General features: G+C 59.5%; 17 protein-coding genes. 10 read left to right on the forward strand and 7 right to left on the reverse strand.

Annotation, left to right across the window (positions count from 1 at the left end):
* Positions 1-243, forward strand: coding sequence for a DUF1652 domain-containing protein (locus AC3IUF_RS11960; protein WP_007910802.1), 243 nt, complete (start codon positions 1-3; stop codon positions 241-243).
* A 4-nt stretch (positions 244-247) separates the two neighbouring features.
* Here the strand turns inward: AC3IUF_RS11960 and AC3IUF_RS11965 are convergent, their stop codons facing one another.
* Positions 248-610 (reverse strand): NUDIX hydrolase, encoded by a 363-nt coding sequence (locus tag AC3IUF_RS11965; RefSeq protein ID WP_489281096.1) that lies wholly within the window; start codon positions 608-610, stop codon positions 248-250.
* 225 nt (positions 611-835) lie between these two features.
* Here AC3IUF_RS11965 and AC3IUF_RS11970 point away from each other — a divergent pair, with 225 nt between their 5' ends.
* A complete protein-coding gene (locus AC3IUF_RS11970; RefSeq protein ID WP_007910804.1) occupies positions 836-1,033 on the forward strand; it encodes a hypothetical protein in 198 nt (65 codons plus the stop codon).
* A gap of 66 nt (positions 1,034-1,099) precedes the next feature.
* Here the strand turns inward: AC3IUF_RS11970 and AC3IUF_RS11975 are convergent, their stop codons facing one another.
* Positions 1,100-1,339: a hypothetical protein gene (locus AC3IUF_RS11975; RefSeq protein ID WP_007910805.1), complete on the reverse strand. Its 240-nt coding sequence runs from the start codon at positions 1,337-1,339 to the stop codon at positions 1,100-1,102.
* A gap of 185 nt (positions 1,340-1,524) precedes the next feature.
* Between AC3IUF_RS11975 and AC3IUF_RS11980 the strand changes: the two genes are divergently transcribed.
* Complete coding sequence (locus tag AC3IUF_RS11980; protein WP_007910806.1) at positions 1,525-1,860, forward strand: hypothetical protein; 336 nt, start codon at positions 1,525-1,527, stop codon at positions 1,858-1,860.
* A gap of 200 nt (positions 1,861-2,060) precedes the next feature.
* The gene (locus AC3IUF_RS11985; RefSeq protein ID WP_489281097.1) at positions 2,061-2,666 is read left to right on the forward strand and encodes a DUF6338 family protein; all 606 of its coding nucleotides are present in this window, start codon (positions 2,061-2,063) and stop codon (positions 2,664-2,666) included.
* Between the two features lie 125 nt (positions 2,667-2,791).
* Here AC3IUF_RS11985 and AC3IUF_RS11990 read toward each other — a convergent pair whose 3' ends face one another.
* Positions 2,792-3,691 (reverse strand): LysR family transcriptional regulator, encoded by a 900-nt coding sequence (locus AC3IUF_RS11990; RefSeq protein WP_095111500.1) that lies wholly within the window; start codon positions 3,689-3,691, stop codon positions 2,792-2,794.
* A gap of 119 nt (positions 3,692-3,810) precedes the next feature.
* Between AC3IUF_RS11990 and AC3IUF_RS11995 the strand changes: the two genes are divergently transcribed.
* Positions 3,811-5,178 carry an MFS transporter gene (locus AC3IUF_RS11995; RefSeq protein WP_489281098.1) on the forward strand — a complete coding sequence of 456 codons (1,368 nt, stop codon included), beginning with the start codon at positions 3,811-3,813 and terminating at the stop codon, positions 5,176-5,178.
* A gap of 30 nt (positions 5,179-5,208) precedes the next feature.
* Positions 5,209-6,483, forward strand: a complete 1,275-nt coding sequence (locus tag AC3IUF_RS12000; RefSeq protein ID WP_095111498.1) for a glucarate dehydratase family protein — start codon at positions 5,209-5,211, stop codon at positions 6,481-6,483.
* A 97-nt stretch (positions 6,484-6,580) separates the two neighbouring features.
* Here the strand turns inward: AC3IUF_RS12000 and AC3IUF_RS12005 are convergent, their stop codons facing one another.
* Positions 6,581-7,465: a LysR substrate-binding domain-containing protein gene (locus AC3IUF_RS12005; protein WP_489281099.1), complete on the reverse strand. Its 885-nt coding sequence runs from the start codon at positions 7,463-7,465 to the stop codon at positions 6,581-6,583.
* Positions 7,466-7,622: 157 nt separating this feature from the next.
* Between AC3IUF_RS12005 and ydiJ the strand changes: the two genes are divergently transcribed.
* Entirely contained in the window at positions 7,623-10,649 is a 3,027-nt protein-coding gene (gene ydiJ, locus AC3IUF_RS12010) for a D-2-hydroxyglutarate dehydrogenase YdiJ (RefSeq protein ID WP_489281100.1), read from the forward strand.
* Here the strand turns inward: ydiJ and AC3IUF_RS12015 are convergent.
* Both AC3IUF_RS12015 and AC3IUF_RS12020 read right to left on the reverse strand, forming a co-directional pair.
* Positions 10,582-11,268: a paraquat-inducible protein A gene (locus AC3IUF_RS12015; RefSeq protein ID WP_007910821.1), complete on the reverse strand. Its 687-nt coding sequence runs from the start codon at positions 11,266-11,268 to the stop codon at positions 10,582-10,584. The two genes, ydiJ and AC3IUF_RS12015, sit on opposite strands and share 68 nt — an antisense overlap.
* On the reverse strand, positions 11,265-11,861 hold the full coding sequence (locus tag AC3IUF_RS12020) for a paraquat-inducible protein A (RefSeq protein WP_007910822.1): 597 nt from the start codon (positions 11,859-11,861) through the stop codon (positions 11,265-11,267). Before AC3IUF_RS12020 ends, AC3IUF_RS12015 begins: the two co-directional genes overlap by 4 nt.
* A 219-nt stretch (positions 11,862-12,080) precedes the next feature.
* Between AC3IUF_RS12020 and AC3IUF_RS12025 the strand changes: the two genes are divergently transcribed.
* Positions 12,081-13,250 (forward strand): acetyltransferase domain-containing protein, encoded by a 1,170-nt coding sequence (locus AC3IUF_RS12025; protein ID WP_489281101.1) that lies wholly within the window; start codon positions 12,081-12,083, stop codon positions 13,248-13,250.
* 3 nt (positions 13,251-13,253) lie between these two features.
* On the opposite strand, the gene AC3IUF_RS12030 is transcribed toward AC3IUF_RS12025, so the two are convergent.
* Positions 13,254-14,144 (reverse strand): LysR family transcriptional regulator, encoded by an 891-nt coding sequence (locus AC3IUF_RS12030; RefSeq protein WP_489281102.1) that lies wholly within the window; start codon positions 14,142-14,144, stop codon positions 13,254-13,256.
* A 130-nt stretch (positions 14,145-14,274) separates the two neighbouring features.
* Between AC3IUF_RS12030 and AC3IUF_RS12035 the strand changes: the two genes are divergently transcribed.
* Both AC3IUF_RS12035 and AC3IUF_RS12040 read left to right on the forward strand, forming a co-directional pair.
* On the forward strand, positions 14,275-15,105 hold the full coding sequence (locus AC3IUF_RS12035) for an oxidoreductase (protein WP_489281103.1): 831 nt from the start codon (positions 14,275-14,277) through the stop codon (positions 15,103-15,105).
* 131 nt (positions 15,106-15,236) lie between these two features.
* Entirely contained in the window at positions 15,237-16,781 is a 1,545-nt protein-coding gene (locus AC3IUF_RS12040) for an MFS transporter (protein ID WP_489281104.1), read from the forward strand.
* Positions 16,782-17,014: the final 233 nt, after the last annotated feature.

Below are 17,014 nucleotides of genomic sequence, written 5' to 3' on the forward strand. Positions count from 1 at the left end.
ATGCTTGCCATTGACGATATCTGCCGGATTGTCGAATCCGGCTTTCCTGCGTTCAAGTGCGATTGCATTCCGAGTTCGCAAGGCCTTTTGCAAATCAAGGTGTACGAGCCGGACAGCGGACGCGTCGAATTACTATTGAATGGCGTTTCCCCGGAGCACCTCGTCACGATCCGTGACATTTCCAATTTCATCGGTGAATTACGCACCGAAATGAGCGCTGGTCGTCGAGCCTTCGCCGGCTAATGCCTCATAAACGCCGTTGGAACGCTTGAACGATGCGCAGCGTCGCCTCGCTGGTGTGCAGATTGCGCACTGAATCCAGCGGATGCCAGATGCAATCGATGATCTCGTTTTGCGGGCGCACTTGCTCAAAGTCCGGCACGGACGCCTCGTAGACATGGTGCTGCGTGCTGCCGCTGTGCAGTTCCATCAGGTACAGCACAGCGTCAGCATCCAGGCCGGTTTCTTCCTGTAATTCACGTACGGCGGCCTGCGCTCGCGTTTCTCCGGGCTCGACCTTGCCACCGGGCAATGTCCAGCGGCAGTGGGGTTTGCGTACCAGGAGAATGTGGCGATCCTGCTCGCATATAACGGTTGCGCGTACTTTCATCTGTTACCTGTTTACCGCTTGACACAAAATAGAAATAAAACTGCAATATTTGAGCCGAAGCCTGCGGCAAAGGTTTCATTGAAGTTTGGAGCGTTCGCAGCGGCGAAAAGTGCCGACACCGTGACTGTCGCGGCTTGCGACACTCGGTCGGTATTTCGTGCGAATCAAGGTGTAAGGTAAAAGCGTGAAGCTGGATCTGACCGTTAGCAAAAAATGGAGGTGTCCATGAGCATGCCGATGTTGAACAAGATGCACATGAACGGCTATGACGTGCTTAGCGTGAACAATGGCCCATGGCGGGTTTGTACTCAGGGCGATCGGCTGGCGTCGTTTGGCAGCCGGGAGGAAGCGCTGGCCTACGCCGCCGCCCTGCCTGGCTACAAAAAACGCTCGGCGCGCGCGCAAAGTCACAAAACCCACTGACAGGCTGGCTGTAATGAAAGAGCCCCGGCAATTGTCGGGGCTTCTGTTTTTTGGGGGGAGGGTGGCTTAGTGGACCTTGGTCCGGCTGATGGCGCGGGCTTTCACTTCCCTGGCATAGAGTTGCAGCCGTTCTTCATCGCTTTGCAGCACCTCACAGGATCTCAGCACGCTTTGCGCATCTGCCTCGTTGCCGGATTTGCGCAGTTGTTCTGCGATACGTTTCAGGTCGACCGCCGACCATCTCAAGTCCGATGCAACACTTTGCAGGTCGCGTTGAAGTTCGTGTTCGTATTCATTGAGCCGCATGATCACCTCCAGAACATTCTCGGTAGAAAAGAGTAGTCGCATTTTTCGTCGATGGGCAAAGCCTGTTCGTCAGCACGCTGAACGGTTGTGAAAAGTTGTGCAGATTGCGCCGAGGGCGCGGTGCCACGATGGATGTAGCGCCGCTTACACGCTACATTCACTTTTTTTCAGATCAGGAATACACCATGCGGATATGGATCGGGAGTCTGGCGTTGACCCTGTTGGCAGGCTGCTCGTTGCCGGCGTCGCTGGTGCCGGGTGAGCCGAATATCAGCAAAACCAGCGCCAAGTCGCCCAAAGACTATGCTGCGTGTTTATTACCGTTGTGGCAGAAGGATGTAGCCAAGACTTATCAGACATCGATTTCCAACGGCTACCGCATCACCGCGCCGAGCATCATCACGGCGGACGAGATTCTCGACATCGTCAAATACAAGGACGGCAGTCGGGTTTCATTGTATCAGGGCCCGCCTTGGGCCAAGTCCGGGTCGTTGCGCCAATCGGTGCGTGATTGCCTGTAACGACGCCTGCAGGGGCAAAAAAAGCAGAAGCCGTATCGTCGGTTTCTGCTTTTTTTTGGCTGCCTGGAGGCTGAAAGGTGTGGATTTGATTCGCGAAATGAACGGTGACAGTTGCGAACGAAGGGTTTTTTCCGTGTGCACTAGGCTTTTAAGGGGCGGTCGATAGTCAGATCGGCCGGTCTTTCAAGGAGTCGCGGATCATGGATGATCTGGTCAAAGAAGTTATACCGCTGTTGCAGTACTTGATTCCCGGATTCTTGTCTGCGTGGATTTTTTACTCGCTGACGGCGTTCAAGCGACCGGATACGTTCGGGCAGATTGTGCAGGCGCTGATTTTTACGTTTGTGATTCAGGGAGCGGTGCTGGGGATTGGGGCTATTTGTCTGTGGGTGGGGTCGAAAGGCTTTTCTGTAGGACGTTGGGATGCAAAGGCCGAAACAATATGGGCATTCGTTGTGTCGGTGACGCTCGGGTTGCTTTCCTGCTATCTGGCCACGAATGACAAATTGCATGGCTGGTTACGTAGTCGAAATGTCACGAAACAAACTTCCTATCCCAGCGAATGGTTCAGCATTTTTGCCCAGCACCATCGTCTCGTCACACTGCATTTGGACGATGAAAGGCGCGTTTTTGGCTGGCCCGTGGAGTGGCCGCCCGAATCCAGCAGTGGCCAGTTCGTGATGCAGAATCCCTGTTGGCTGGATGCGGAAGGGGCAGAAGTGCCTTTTGGCGCTGAGTTTTTGCTGATAGATTCCGGGAAGGTCAAGTGGGTCGAATTCGGCCCGAAATCGGAGGTTTCGTTATGACAGCCAGAGCACCGCAACCAATGCCAGAATGGGTGGCGCGTCGTTACACGAAAGATGGCAAGCCAGTGGCAAATGCTCAGCCCAGAGCACCGAGCGCTCCACCACCCTTGAAGAGCTAGTTTTCATCAGCCCCAACCCTCAGCCACCGCCCGGCGAATCGCTTCCAGCAACATCGCGAACGCCGGGTTGTCATTGTTTTCCCGCCAGATCAGATGCAGCTCGCTCTGCACCCCTTCGCCCAAATCGATATCGCGAAACACTACATTTTTGAACACCACACTGGTGGCGCAACGCGGCACCAGCGCCAAGCCCATGCCCGCATTGACCAGTGCCAGAATCGTCAGCGACGAGCCCAGCCACTGCACGTAATCCGGCGCAACCCGCGCTGAGCGCAGCATGCCGGTCAGCAATTCGTTGAACGGCGGATAAGCTGCGTGTGAATACATCAGGAACGGTTGTTTATCCAGGTCACTGACCGCCACTTCAGCCGCCGTCGCCAAGGGATGACCGCTCGGCACTGCCAGCACAAACGGCTCGCGCACCAGGCATTCAGTCGCGTAGCCCGGCTCCAATAATGGCGCACGGGCGATGCCCAGATCGATGCGACGCGCGCGCAGGGCTTCGTGCTGCTGGTAAGTGTTCATCTCCGTCAGATCGATTTTCACCTGCGGCTGTTTCAGTCGCGCCTCGGCGATCACCTTGGGCAAAAACTCATACACCGCGCTGCCGACAAAACTGATGTTCACCGAACCAATGTCGCCTTCGGCAAACCGCCGGGCGGTGACTGCCGCTTGCTGCGCGCGTTCCAGCAGGTTCTGGGCTTCGATGAAAAAAGCACGGCCGGCGGCGGTCAGCGCGACGCTGCGGGTGCTGCGGGTGAACAGCTCGACGCCGAGGTGATGTTCGAGCAACTGGATCTGCCGGCTCAGCGGCGGCTGCGTCATGTTCAGCCGTTCGGCGGCGCGGCGAAAGTTGAGTTCGGTGGCGACGGTGGTGAAGCAGCGCAGTTGGGTCAATTCGAACATTGATCTAATCCAGGTATCAATCGAATGCCAAGTTAGATTAGACGGGATCAATGATCGCCGTCCATGATCGGCCCATCGCTTTACGCCATCCCTAAAAAAACAAGATCGGGAGTCGCCCCTTGAAAACCCTCCAGAGTCCGCTGGACGTCACGGTTCTCGCCCGTGCCGCCGCCAAGGTCAAGCGCCACGTGCTGCCACTGTTCGTGGTGATGTTCATCGTCAACTACATCGATCGGGTCAACATCGGTTTCGTGCGCAGTCACATGGAAACCGATCTGGGCATCGGCGCGGCGGCTTACGGCCTCGGCGCCGGATTGTTCTTCGTTGGCTATGCGCTGTTCGAAGTGCCGTCCAACATGCTTCTGCAACGTTACGGCGCGCGAGTCTGGCTGACGCGGATCATGTTCACCTGGGGTGCCGCTGCCATGGCCATGGCGTTCGTCAGAGGTGAAACCAGTTTCTATGTGCTGCGCTTTATTCTCGGCGCGGCCGAGGCGGGATTCTTTCCGGGGATCATTTATTACTTCACCCAGTGGCTGCCGGCTTCCGAGCGCGGCAAGACCATGGCAGTGTTTCTCAGCGGTTCGGCGATTGCTTCGGTGATCTCCGGCCCGGTGTCCGGTGCGCTGCTGCATATCAGCGGTCTGGGCCTGCATGGCTGGCAGTGGATGTTCCTGATCGAAGGCGCGGCGTCGGTGGTGCTATGCGCATTCGTATGGTTCTGGCTGCAATCGCATCCGCGTCAGGCCAAGTGGTTGAGCGAAGAGGAACGCGAAGCGCTGGTGGCGGCGATTGCCGAGGAGCAGCGCGCTCGTGAGGCGGTACAGGTAGCCAAGCCGTCGATGTTCAAGTTGTTGGCGGACCGGCAGATTGCGCTGTTCTGCTTCATCTACTTTTCCATTGCCCTGACCATTTACGGCGCGACGTTCTGGCTGCCGAGCATGATCAAGAAAATGGGCAATCTCGGCGACTTTCAGGTTGGCCTGCTTAATTCGATCCCATGGATCATTTCGATTGTCGCCATGTACGGTTTTGCGGCGATGGCCGGCAAGTGGAAATTCCAGCAGGCGTGGGTGGCGCTGACGCTGGTGATCGCGGCGATCGGCATGTTCATGTCGACCATTGGCGGGCCGATCTTCGCCTTCGTTGCCATCTGTTTCGCCGCCATCGGCTTCAAGGCTGCGTCGGCGTTGTTCTGGCCGATTCCGCAAAGCTATCTGGATGCGCGTATCGCCGCTGCGGTGATAGCGCTGATCAACTCCATCGGCAACCTCGGCGGCTTCGTTGCGCCGACGGCGTTCGGCTTCCTCGAAGAAACCACTGGCTCCATCGAGGGCGGACTATATGGCCTGGCGGCGACATCGCTGATCGCTGCGGTGGTGATCTTTTTCGCCCGCACCGCGCCGGGTGCCAAGGGTAAATCCCTGGCAAAGCCCCATGACGAGACCGCCGTTGTTGTGACGGCCAGCCCGGCCGCGAGCCATTGAATTGATTGTTGATCTGTCAGGAGCGTTATCTTGAAAATCACCCGAGTCACCGTGACCCCGATTGCCTTCCGTGATCCGCCGCTGCTCAACGCCAGCGGCATTCATGAACCCTTCGCCTTGCGCTCGATCATCGAGATCGAAAGCGACAACGGCTACATCGGCCTCGGCGAAAGTTATGGCGATGCCCCGGCGCTGGCGATCCAGCAGCAATTGCAGGCGCAACTGATCGGCCTCGACCCGTTCAATCTCAACCAGTTGCGCGCCATCGTCCAGGCGACCGTTGCCGCGAACAAACCTGCCAGTCTCGCCGGTGCCGAACTGGCCCCCGGTTCCCACGCCAGTAAAGCGGTGAGCAATGCCTATTCGGCGTTCGAAGTGGCTTTCCTCGATTTGCAGGCGCATTACCTGAATGTGCCGCTGGTGGACCTGCTCGGCGGCGCGATTCGCGATGAGGTACCGTTCAGCGCCTATCTGTTCTTCAAGTACGCGCAGCATGTCGATTCGCCCTATAAACCGGACAACTGGGGCGAAGCACTCAGCGAACAACAGATTGTTGCGCAAGCTGCGCGGATGATCGAGGCGTACGGCTTCAAGAGCATCAAGCTCAAGGCCGGTACGTTGCCGCCGGAGCATGAAGTGGCGTGCATCAAGGCGCTGAAAAAAGCCTTTCCCGGCTACCCGCTGCGCATCGATCCGAATGGCAACTGGTCACTGGAAACCTCGATTCGCATGGCCGAATTGCTCGGCGATGATCTGCAATATTACGAAGACCCGACCCCGGGCCTCGACGGCATGGCCGAACTGCACAAGCGCACTGGTCTGCCGCTGGCGACCAACATGGTGGTCACCGATTTCGCCGAGTTCCGTCGCAGCGTTGCGCAGAACAGCGTGCAGATCGTCCTTGCTGACCACCATTACTGGGGCGGCCTGCGCGACACGCAAACGCTGGCGAAGATGTGCGATGTATTCGGCGTTGGTGTGTCGATGCACTCCAATTCGCACCTGGGCATCAGCCTGATGGCGATGGCGCATGTCGCGGCGGCGGTGCCGAATCTGGATTACGCCTGTGACACCCATTACCCGTGGCAGGAACCGGACGAAGAAGTGATCAAGGGCGGCAAACTGCCGATTGTCGATGGCTGCGTGAAGATCACTCGGGCGCCGGGGCTTGGGCTGGAGTTGGACCATGATCAGTTGGGCAAGCTGCATGATCAGTACCTGACGTGCGGGATTCGCCAGCGTGATGATGTGCGGCAGATGCAGCGTTACAAGCCGGATTGGAGGGCGATCAAGCCGAGATTTTGAGGTGTCTGAATTGACGCCATCGCGAGCAGGCTCACTCCTACAGGGAAACGCATTCCAACTGTAGGAGTGAGCCTGCTCGCGATTGGCGTCCTCATGGTTACAACGTTTCTAGCAGCCAATCCCGAAACGCTTTCAGCGATGGCAAATTCTCATTTCGCGGCGGATACACCAGGTAATAGCTGCGGCGACTGGTAATTGGTTCACCCAGTTGCAGCAGTTCACCATTCAACAACTCATCTTCGACCAGAATTCGCGGCACCAGCCCCACGCCAATATTGGCCCGCACCGCTTGAATCAAGTGCGAGGTCATTTCAAAACTCGGGCCGATGCGCATGCTGCGGTGCGGCAAGCCGTGATGACTGAACCACTCCGCCCAGGCCTGAGCATTGCTGCTGACATTGAGCAGCAGTTGCCCGGCGATGTGCTGTTGGGCGTCATCGCGTTCGGCGTCGGACAACTGCGCACTGGCGATCACTAGCAATTCTTCGGTATGCAGGGGCAGGGCGGTCAATCCCGGCCAGTCACCGCCGCCAACACAGATCGCTGCATCGATTTCGCTGGTATCGAAGTCGATTGCTTCGATCCGCGAATGCAGATGCACGGTCATGCCCGGGTGCGCGGTATAGAAGTCCTTGAGTCTCGGCAGCAACCATTTCGAGCCGAAGGTCGGCAGCGTCGCCAGGCGCAAACTGTGAATGCCCGAACCAAATGCCATGGCCTGCAACGTCGCGCTGCGAATCTGCCCGAGCGCTTCGGCGAGTTCGCGTTGATACATCCGTCCGACATCGGTCAGTACCACTTGCCGGCCTTCGCGGCTGAACAAACGCATGCCGAGCATTTTCTCGAGAATCTGCACCTGACGGCTGACCGCACTCTGCGTCAGCGACAGTTCATGGGCGGCGCGGGTGTAGCTTTCGTGGCGCGCGGCGGCCTCGAAAGCCAGCAATAACGACATGGAAGGGGTGAGCGTGCGCGGATTCATTCGTAAAAGTCATCAATAGCGGGTCGAATTTACGGTTGTCCCGGCGTTCGCCAGCAATGAACATGGGCACCATGAGATGGCGGAGCCTGACGCAATCATTCGTTGCGTACAACTGTTCACCGCCACACGGCCCGATTTGACCGAGATAACCTGACCGATGATTGCCCAGCTGTCCCCCGCGAAAGTCCTGACCAGCGATTACCAACAGTTCCTCAACGCCCTGAAGAACAGCGGTTTTCGCGGTGAAATCAGCGCCGATTACGCCAGCCGCGTGGTGCTGGCGACCGACAACTCGATCTATCAGCGCCTGCCGCAAGCCGCGGTGTTTCCGATGGATGCCGATGACGTGGCACGGGTCGCACGACTGATCGCCGAACCGGCGTACCAGCAAGTAGTGATCACCCCTCGCGGCGGTGGCACCGGCACCAACGGCCAATCGCTGACCGATGGCATCGTCGTCGACCTGTCGCGGCACATGAACCGCATCCTCGAAATCAATGTTGAGGAGCGCTGGGTGCGCGTGCAGGCCGGGGTGGTCAAGGATCAGCTCAACGCTGCGCTGAAATCCGCCGGGCTGTTTTTCGCCCCGGAACTGTCGACCTCCAACCGCGCCACCATCGGCGGCATGATCAACACTGATGCCAGTGGCCAGGGCAGTTGCACCTACGGCAAGACCCGCGACCATGTGCTCGAACTCGACATGATTTTGCGCGGTGGCGAGCGCCTGCACGGCCAGCCACTGGAAGAGAGTGAACTTGAAGCACTGTGCGCCCGCGACGATCGCGTCGGTGAAGTCTACCGTTGCGCGCGGCAGATCATTGATGAACAGGGCGAGCTGATCAAAGAGCGTTTCCCCGATCTCAACCGCTGCTTGACCGGTTATGACCTGGCGCATCTGCGTGAGGCGGATAACCGTTTCAACCTCAACAGCGTGCTGTGCGGTGCTGAAGGCTCGCTGGGGTTTGTCGTCGAGGCGCGTCTGAACGTGTTGCCGATCCCCAAACACACGATGTTGGTGAACATCCGCTACGCCGGGTTCATGGACGCGTTGCGCGACGCCCGCGCCTTGATGGCGCTCAAACCGTTGTCGATCGAAACCGTCGACTCGAAAGTCTTGCTGCTGGCGATGCAGGACATTGTCTGGCACGGAGTCGCCGAGTATTTCCCGGAAAGCGCCGAGCGCCCGACCTTGGGCATCAATCTGGTGGAGTTCTGCGGCGACGATCCGGAGGATTTGCAGCGCCGGGTCGAAGCATTCGTCGAACACTTGAGCAGCGACCGCACGGTTGAGCGTTTGGGCCACACGCTGGCGGTCGGCCACGCAGCGGTGAACAAAGTCTACGGCATGCGCAAACGTGCGGTAGGCCTGCTCGGCAACGTCGCCGGTGAAGCGCGCCCGCAACCGTTTGTCGAAGACACTGCGGTGCCACCGCAGCACCTGGCCGAGTACATCGCCGAGTTGCGCGACCTGCTCGACAGCCACGGTTTGCAGTACGGCATGTTCGGTCATGTCGATGCAGGCGTGCTGCACGTGCGGCCGATCCTCGACATGAAAGACCCGCAGCAAGCGGCGCTGGTGCGTCCGGTATCCGACGGCGTTGCGGCACTGACCCAACGTTACGGCGGCCTGCTGTGGGGCGAGCATGGCAAAGGCTTGCGCTCGGAATACGCGCCGGCATTTTTCGGTGAGCTGTATCCGGCCCTGCAAGCCTTGAAAGCCGCGTTCGACCCGTTCAACCAGTTCAACCCGGGCAAAATTGCCACCCCGGCGAACACCGGCGCGGCGCTGCTGAAAATCGACGAAGTGACTTTGCGCGGTGAACTGGATCGGCAGATCGACGAAAAAGTCTGGCAGGACTACGGCGCCGCCATGCATTGCAACGGCAACGGCGCCTGCTACAACTTCGACCCTGACGATGCGATGTGCCCGTCGTGGAAAGCCACCCGCGAGCGTGCGCAATCGCCCAAGGGCCGCGCCTCGTTGATTCGCGAGTGGCTGCGTTTGCAGGGCGAGGCGGGTGTCGACGTGTTGTCCGATGCCATTCGCAAGCCTGCCTTTTTCAGCACCTTGTGGCAGCGCTGGCGCAACAGCCGTACGCAGGCCGAAGACTTCTCCCATGAAGTCTACGACGCCATGGCCGGCTGCCTGGCGTGCAAATCCTGCGCAGGGCAGTGCCCCGTGAAGGTCAATGTGCCGGAGTTTCGTTCGCGCTTTCTCGAGCTGTATCACAGCCGTTATCTGCGTCCGGCGCGCGATTATCTGATTGCTTCGCTGGAATACAGCATTCCGTACATGGCGCGGATTCCGGCGCTGTACAACGGCTTGATGGGCGCTTCATTTGTTCGCAGCAGCTTGGAACGGGTCGGTGGCATGATCGACGTGCCGTTACTCAGTCGTTTTGATTTCCATGCGGCGATGCGCCGTTGGCAGGTGCAACCGGCGACGGTGTCGACTCTGTCGGCGCTGACCGAGGCGCAACGCGAGCGCAGCGTGGTCATCGTGCAGGACGCCTTTACGCGCTACTTCGAAGCGCCACTGTTGGCCGATCTGGTCGAGCTGATTTCGCGCCTTGGCTATCAGGTGTATCTCGCACCGTTCAGCGCCAACGGCAAGCCATTGCATGTGCAGGGCTTCCTCTCGGCGTTCAACCGCGCGGCACTGCGCAATGCCCGACAGTTGCGCGAATTGGCCGATGTGGGCGTGCCGTTGTTGGGCCTCGATCCGGCGATGACGCTGGTGTATCGCCAGGAATACCTGAAAGTCCCCGGTATGCAGCAATGCCCGGAAGTGGCGCTGGTGCAGGAGTGGTTGCTCAAGGTGATGCCGGAGCAGGTGGCGCAGGATAAAACCGTAACGTTCCGACTGCTCGCCCATTGCACCGAGAAAACCAACGCCCCGGCCGCGACCCGACAGTGGGAGCAGGTGTTCGAACGTGCTGGTTTGAAGCTGGCCACACAATCCACCGGTTGCTGCGGCATGTCCGGCACTTACGGCCACGAGGCGCGCAATCGCCAGACCTCGGCGGTGATCTACGAGCAGTCGTGGGCCCGTCAGGTCGACGCGCCGGCGGAGCAGGGCGAAGCACTGGCGACCGGTTATTCGTGCCGCAGTCAGGTCAAGCGCCAGTCGGATCAGGCACTGCGTCATCCGTTGCAGGTGTTGCTTGAGGTTCAGCGTCGCTGAGGGTGTCGCCCGTGTCCTTGTCCCAGATCAGGCGCGGATCGAAACTCATCGCCGCGAGCATGGTAAACACCACGACCAGGCCGAAAAACAGAATGCCCGGTCGTGGTTCGATATCGCCCAGCGCCTGAAACTTCACCAATGCTGCGACCAGCGCCACCACCAGCACGTCGAGCATCGACCAATAGCCGATCAGCTCGACGAAGCGGTACAGCTTCGAACGTTCTTTGCGCGCCCAGGCGCTGTCGCGTTGTACGGTCATCAGCAGCAGCGTGAGGGCGACGAACTTGACTCCCGGCACGGCGATACTGGCGATGAAAATGATCAGGGCGATGTCCCACGCGCCGTGCTCCCAGAACTCCAGTACACCACTCATGATCGTGCTGTCGGCGCCGCTGCCGAGCATGGTGGTGTTCATCACTGGCAGCAGATTGGCCGGCACGTAAAACGCCAGCGCCGCGAGCATGTAGGCCCAGGTACGGGTCAGTGAGTTGGTCTTGCGTCGGTGCAGCGGCGCATCGCAACGCGGGCACTCGTGCGGCTCGTCAGTCATGTCGCAGGCCAGTCCGCAGCTGTGGCACAGGCACAGATTGAGTTCGCTGGCGGTCGGTGGCCGTTTCATAAAATGTCCCAGAGGTCGCGGATGTCGCGGCCGGCAATCCTGATCATCATCAAGCTCAGCACGGCCAGCGCGAACAGGCCGATGCCGGGCAACACGTCGAGCAATCCGGCCAGTTTGAACACCGCCACCATCGCCCCCAGCAGGCACACTTCGAGCATGCTCCACGGCCGCAGAGTTTCCAGCCAGCGCATGCACAGCTTGAAGCCCGGCGCGCGTCGGGAGGACAACGCGAAGCTCAGCACCCAGACCAGCAGCACCAGTTGAAACGCCGGGGCAATGATGATCGAAATCGCCGCGACCATCGCCATGAAGGTGATCGGTCCCTGACTCAGCGCCAGCACCGAATCCCACAGCGTCGCACTGTTTTTCAGGCCTTTGAGGCTGATGCTCATCACCGGATAGAAGTTGGCGAACAGCCACAGCATCGCCGCCGTGAATGTCAGGGCCAAACGCTGTTCGACGCTCAGACCGTTGAAACGCTGGAGGACGCCGCCGCAGCGCACGCACAAGGTTTTCTGGTGTTTGGCCAGCACGGCTTTTTCGTACACGCAGTCGCAGTGCTCGCAAATGATCAGGTGTTCGGTGTTGACCATGGACAACGCTCGACAGCAGGCCGCAAGGGCAAGGGAGACCTGATCACTATAGAAGCCTGAGGCTATTGGGCAAATGGCGCGGCGCGATCAGCTGGGTTTTTTCCGAATATCGCGGTCGATCCGGGTTTGGATTTTGTTTTTTGATGTTATAAGGTAACGCAAATTTTAAGGGGTAGCCCTTGTGGCCCCTGTTGTTTTCCTTTCGATTGCGAAACGCTTATGACGATTGTGCTCCCTCGTTCTGCCCCATTGACCACTGGCCGGCGGCTGTCCATTGACGCCCTCAGAGGCTTGGTGATTCTGTTCATGCTGCTGGATCACGTGCGCGAAACCTTTTTGCTGCACCGCCAGGTCAGTGACCCGATGGACATTGCCAGCACCGAGCCGGCACTGTTTTTCAGCCGCACTCTGGCGCATCTGTGCGCGCCGGTGTTTGTCTTGCTGACCGGGTTGTCGGCGTGGTTGTTCGGTGAAAAGTACGCGGGCAAGGCCGATGTCAGTGCGTTTCTGTTCAAGCGCGGTCTGTTTCTGGTGGTGCTGGAATTCACGCTAGTGAACTTCGCATGGACGTTCCAGTTGCCGCCGAGCGTGATTTATCTGCAAGTGATCTGGGCGATCGGCTTGAGCATGATCGCCTTGTCGCTGTTGGTCTGGCTGCCGCGCTGGCTGTTGCTGACGTTGAGCCTGATGATCATTGCCGGGCACAACCTGCTCGACGCCGTGCATTTTCCAGTGGAGTCGGCGCTGCATGTGCCGTGGGCGATTTTGCATGATCGCGGCTGGATCGACGTCAGCGACAACCTGCGTTTGCGTACCTCCTATCCGTTGTTGCCGTGGATTGGTGTGATCGGTCTCGGTTATGCACTGGGGCCGTGGTTTGCTCGCGGCGTTGAAGCGGGGTTTCGTCAACAGCATCTGCTGATTGCGGGTAGCGCCGGACTGCTGGGTTTTGTCGGGTTGCGGTTGATCAACGGTTATGGCGAGAAACCATGGGCCGTGGGTGACACGCTGCTGCAAACCCTGATGAGTTTTTTCAACATCACCAAGTACCCACCGTCGTTGCTGTTTATCGCACTGACGGTGAGCGTCGGGCTGTTGCTGCTACTGGCGTTCGAGCGGTTACAGGATCGTCGCTGGATTCGCTGGCTAACCGTTTTCGGTTCGGCACCGATGTTTTTCTACCTGCTGCATCTGTACGCGTTGAAGGTGTTGTACCTGATCGGCGTGGCCCTGTTCGGGCTGAATCAGGGCAGCTATTTCGGTTTTTCGTCAGTGGCGGCGATCTGGCTGGCGGCCGTTTTTCTGGCGATTGCGCTGTTCCCGGCGGTGCGCTGGTTCTCGGCGTTGAAGGCCCGTCGCCGCGACATCGCCTGGCTGAAGTACCTGTAAGCGCTAGTGCCGGTTGCGCACGAAGTCGATAAACGCCTTCAGCGCTGCCGGCACATGACGGCGGCTCGGGTAGTACAGGTGCAGACCCGGATAGTGCGGGCACCAGTCTCCCAGCACTTGCAGCAGCCGCCCGCTGGCCAGGTGTTCGCTGACCATGTCTTCGAACACATAAGCCAGACCAAGCCCTTGCAGCGCGGGCCCGACCATCAGGCTGACATCGCCGAGGGTCAGCGGGCCGTTGACTTCGATTTCCTGGGCAATGCCACCGCGCTCAAGCTCCCAGCGGTACATCGAACCGCTGGGGTAGCGGTGGCGGATGCACGGCAGTCCGTGCAGGTCCTCAGGCTTTTGTGGCGCCGCGTGGCGTTGGAAAAACGCCGGTGAGCCGACCACCACTGAACGCATTGTCGGGCCAATCGGCAGCGACACCATGTCGGCCTCCAGGCGATCGCCGAAGCGCACGCCGGCATCGAATCCATTGGCGACGATATCCAGCAGCGCATCGCTCTCGACCACTTCCAGACGAATGTCCGGATACACCTGCAAAAACTCACTGGCAATCGGCAGCAACACCAATTCGCCGGCTTGCCGCCCGCAGGTGATGCGCAAATTACCCGAGGGTTTGTCGCGGAAATGGTTGAGGTCTTCCAGCGCATCGTCGATGTCGCGAAAGGCCGGTTTCAATCGCGCGTACAGGCGCTCGCCAGCCTCGGTCAACGCCACGCTGCGGGTGGTGCGATTGAACAGACGCACGCCCAGGCGATTTTCCAGCGCCTTCACTGAATGGCTAAGAGCGGAGGGGCTCAGGCCGAGTTCGATGGCCGCTTTGCTGAAGTTCAGGTGCTGCGCGGTGCACAGGAAAACGCTGAGATCCGCCGCCGAAGGTGATTTCATCTGTGAATGCCTTTCACAAAGTCATGAAAAATTGTTGGGATTATCGCATCAGTAGCATGGCTTTAAAGTCGCTTCAACTTATCAAACAGGCCCGGCACCCATGTCAGGGTTTCTAACAGGAGAAGTTGTTATGCGTACCTGGTTCATTACTGGCGCTTCCCGTGGTTTTGGCATTCTCATCGCCGAGCAGGCCTTGCGTTCCGGTGACGCGGTCATCGCTACCGCGCGCAACCCGCAAGACATCACTGACCGCCTCGGCGAGCAACCGAACCTGCTGGCGGTGCGCCTCGACGTCACCCGCGAGGAAGAAGCGCACCAAGCGGTTGCTGAAGGAATCAAGCGTTTTGGCCGTATCGATGTGCTGATCAACAACGCCGGTTTTGGTGTGCTCGGCGCCGTCGAAGAAACCAGCGCCAGCGAGACCGAGCGCTTGTTCGCGACCAATGTGTTCGGCCTGCTCAACGTCACCCGCGCGGTGTTGCCGCATATGCGGGCGCAACGCAGTGGTCGGGTGATCAACATCTCGTCGATCGGTGGTTATCAGGCGTACATGGGCTGGGGCGTTTACGGCTCGACCAAATTTGCCGTCGAAGGCATCACCGAAGCATTGCATCAGGAACTGGCGCCGCTGGGCATTCAAGCCACGGTGGTCGAGCCGGGCTTCTTCCGCACGGATTTCCTTGATGAACAGTCGCTGATCAAAACCCGGCTTGAGCTGGCGGACTATGACGAAACCGTTGGCAAGATGCGTGCGTTCGCCGAGGCGGCCAACCATGCGCAACCGGGTGATCCGCAGAAGTTTGCCGAGGCGATGCTGGCGCTGGTCAATGCACCGACCCCGCCGCTGCGCCTGGCGCTGGGCAGCGATACGGTGGCGCGGATCGAGGCGAAGAATCGGTTGGTGGCGCAGGAGTTGGCCGAGTGGAATGAGCTGGCGCTGTCCACCGACTTCGCCAACTGAACGCCTGAGCTGTGAGAGCGAGGTTGCTCGCTCTCATCTCTTTCGTGCGCAAACTTCGGTGGATTTTTCTGTGTATTTCGCGCCTTATTCGCTGCGCGACGCAGCTTTTTGATTGCTCAAGGGATGGAATGATGAACGCTATGACCCAGCCGCACGGAACGCGCGACAAGTTGCTCATACTCGCGGCCGTGTGCCTCTCGGCTCTGGTCCTGCCCCTCAGTTTTACCGGCGGTGCGGTGGCGACACCGGCCATTGGTCGCGATCTGGGCGGCAGCCCGGTGGCGCTGACCTGGATCACCAACGCGTTCATGTTGACGTTCGGCAGTTTGCTGATGGCCGCCGGCGCATTGGCTGATGTTTACGGACGCAAACGCCTGTTCACCTTCGGCATGTTGCTGTTCACCGCTGCCTCGTTTGCGCAGAGTCTGGCGCCGTCGGTGTTCTGGCTGGATGTGTTGCGCGCCGTACAAGGTGTGGCTGGGGCGGCGGCGCTGGCCAGCGGTTCGGCGGCGTTGGCGCAAGAGTTCGAAGGGCATGCCCGGACTCGCGCTTACAGCGTGCTTGGCACGACGTTCGGCATTGGTCTGGCCTTCGGGCCGTTGGTGGCGGGTGCGCTGATCGAGGCTTTCAACTGGCGGGCGATTTTTGTCTTTACCGCGTTGATCGGCATGATTGCGATGGTCTTCGGTCTGCCGCGCATGCGCGAAACCCGCGACCCCGATGCCAAGGGGCTGGACTGGCCGGGCACGCTGCTGTTCAGCGCAATGCTGGCGTTGTTCACGTTTGGCCTGATCCAGGCGCCGGACAGTGGTTGGGACAGTCCTTTGGTGATCACTTTATTAGGCGCTTCGGCGTTGTTGCTGGCAGCTTTTGTGATCGTCGAAACGCGTGTCGAACGGCCGATGCTCGATCTGACCCTGTTCCGTTATCCGCGATTCATTGGCGTGCAGATGCTGCCGATCGGCACGTGTTTCTGCTACATCGTGCTGGTGGTGATGTTGCCGCTGCGCTTCATCGGCGTTGAGGGCTTGAGCGAAATCGATGCCGGTCTGCTGCTACTGGCGTTGTCCGCACCGATGCTGGTGGTGCCGATGCTGGCAGCCTCGTTGGCGCGTTTTGTTTCCGCTGGCATCTTGTCTGGCGCGGGGTTCCTGATTGCTGCCGTGGGCCTGCATTGGCTGAGTCTGTACAACGTCGGTGACGCGAAATTTGCGCTGGTGGTGCCGATGCTGCTGATCGGCATTGGCGCCGGTTTGCCGTGGGGGCTGATGGATGGTTTGTCGGTCAGTGTCGTGCCAAAAGAGCGCGCAGGCATGGCGGCGGGCATCTTCAGCACCGTGCGAGTGGCGGGTGAGGGGATTGCATTGGCGATTGTCGCGGCGATGCTGGCGTCATTGCTTCACGCTGATCTGTCGGGTGCCGTACACGCGGTGACAGGCAGTGCCGAGGCGTCGCTGATTGCCGAGACCGCGCACCGGGTGACTACGGGTGATATGGCGCATGCGATCAATACTGTTCCGGGGCTGGCCAACGGGCGTCTGGTGGAAGGGTATGCGTCAGCATTCCAGTATCTGCTGCACATCCTGACGGTCATCACGCTGGTGTCGGCGGCGGTGGTGCTGGGGTTGTTGAGCAAGGATCGCAGCGTCACAGAGCCACAACAGGCTGCCGCATAAACCCAATGTGGGAGCGAGCCTGCTCGCGAAAGCGGACTATCAGTTGGCATAAACCTCGACAGATGCACCGCGATCGCTGGCAAGCCAGCTCCCACAGGGTTCCAGGGTGTCTGCAGCATCAGTGGTTACACCGCAGTCATTGTGGGAGCTGGCTTGCCAGCGATGGGGCCGGTGCATTCAGCATCTTCATCGCTTGATGCACCGCTATCGCGAGCAGGCTCGCTCCCACAGGT

It is taken from the genome of Pseudomonas sp. KH_040, assembly GCF_057839305.1.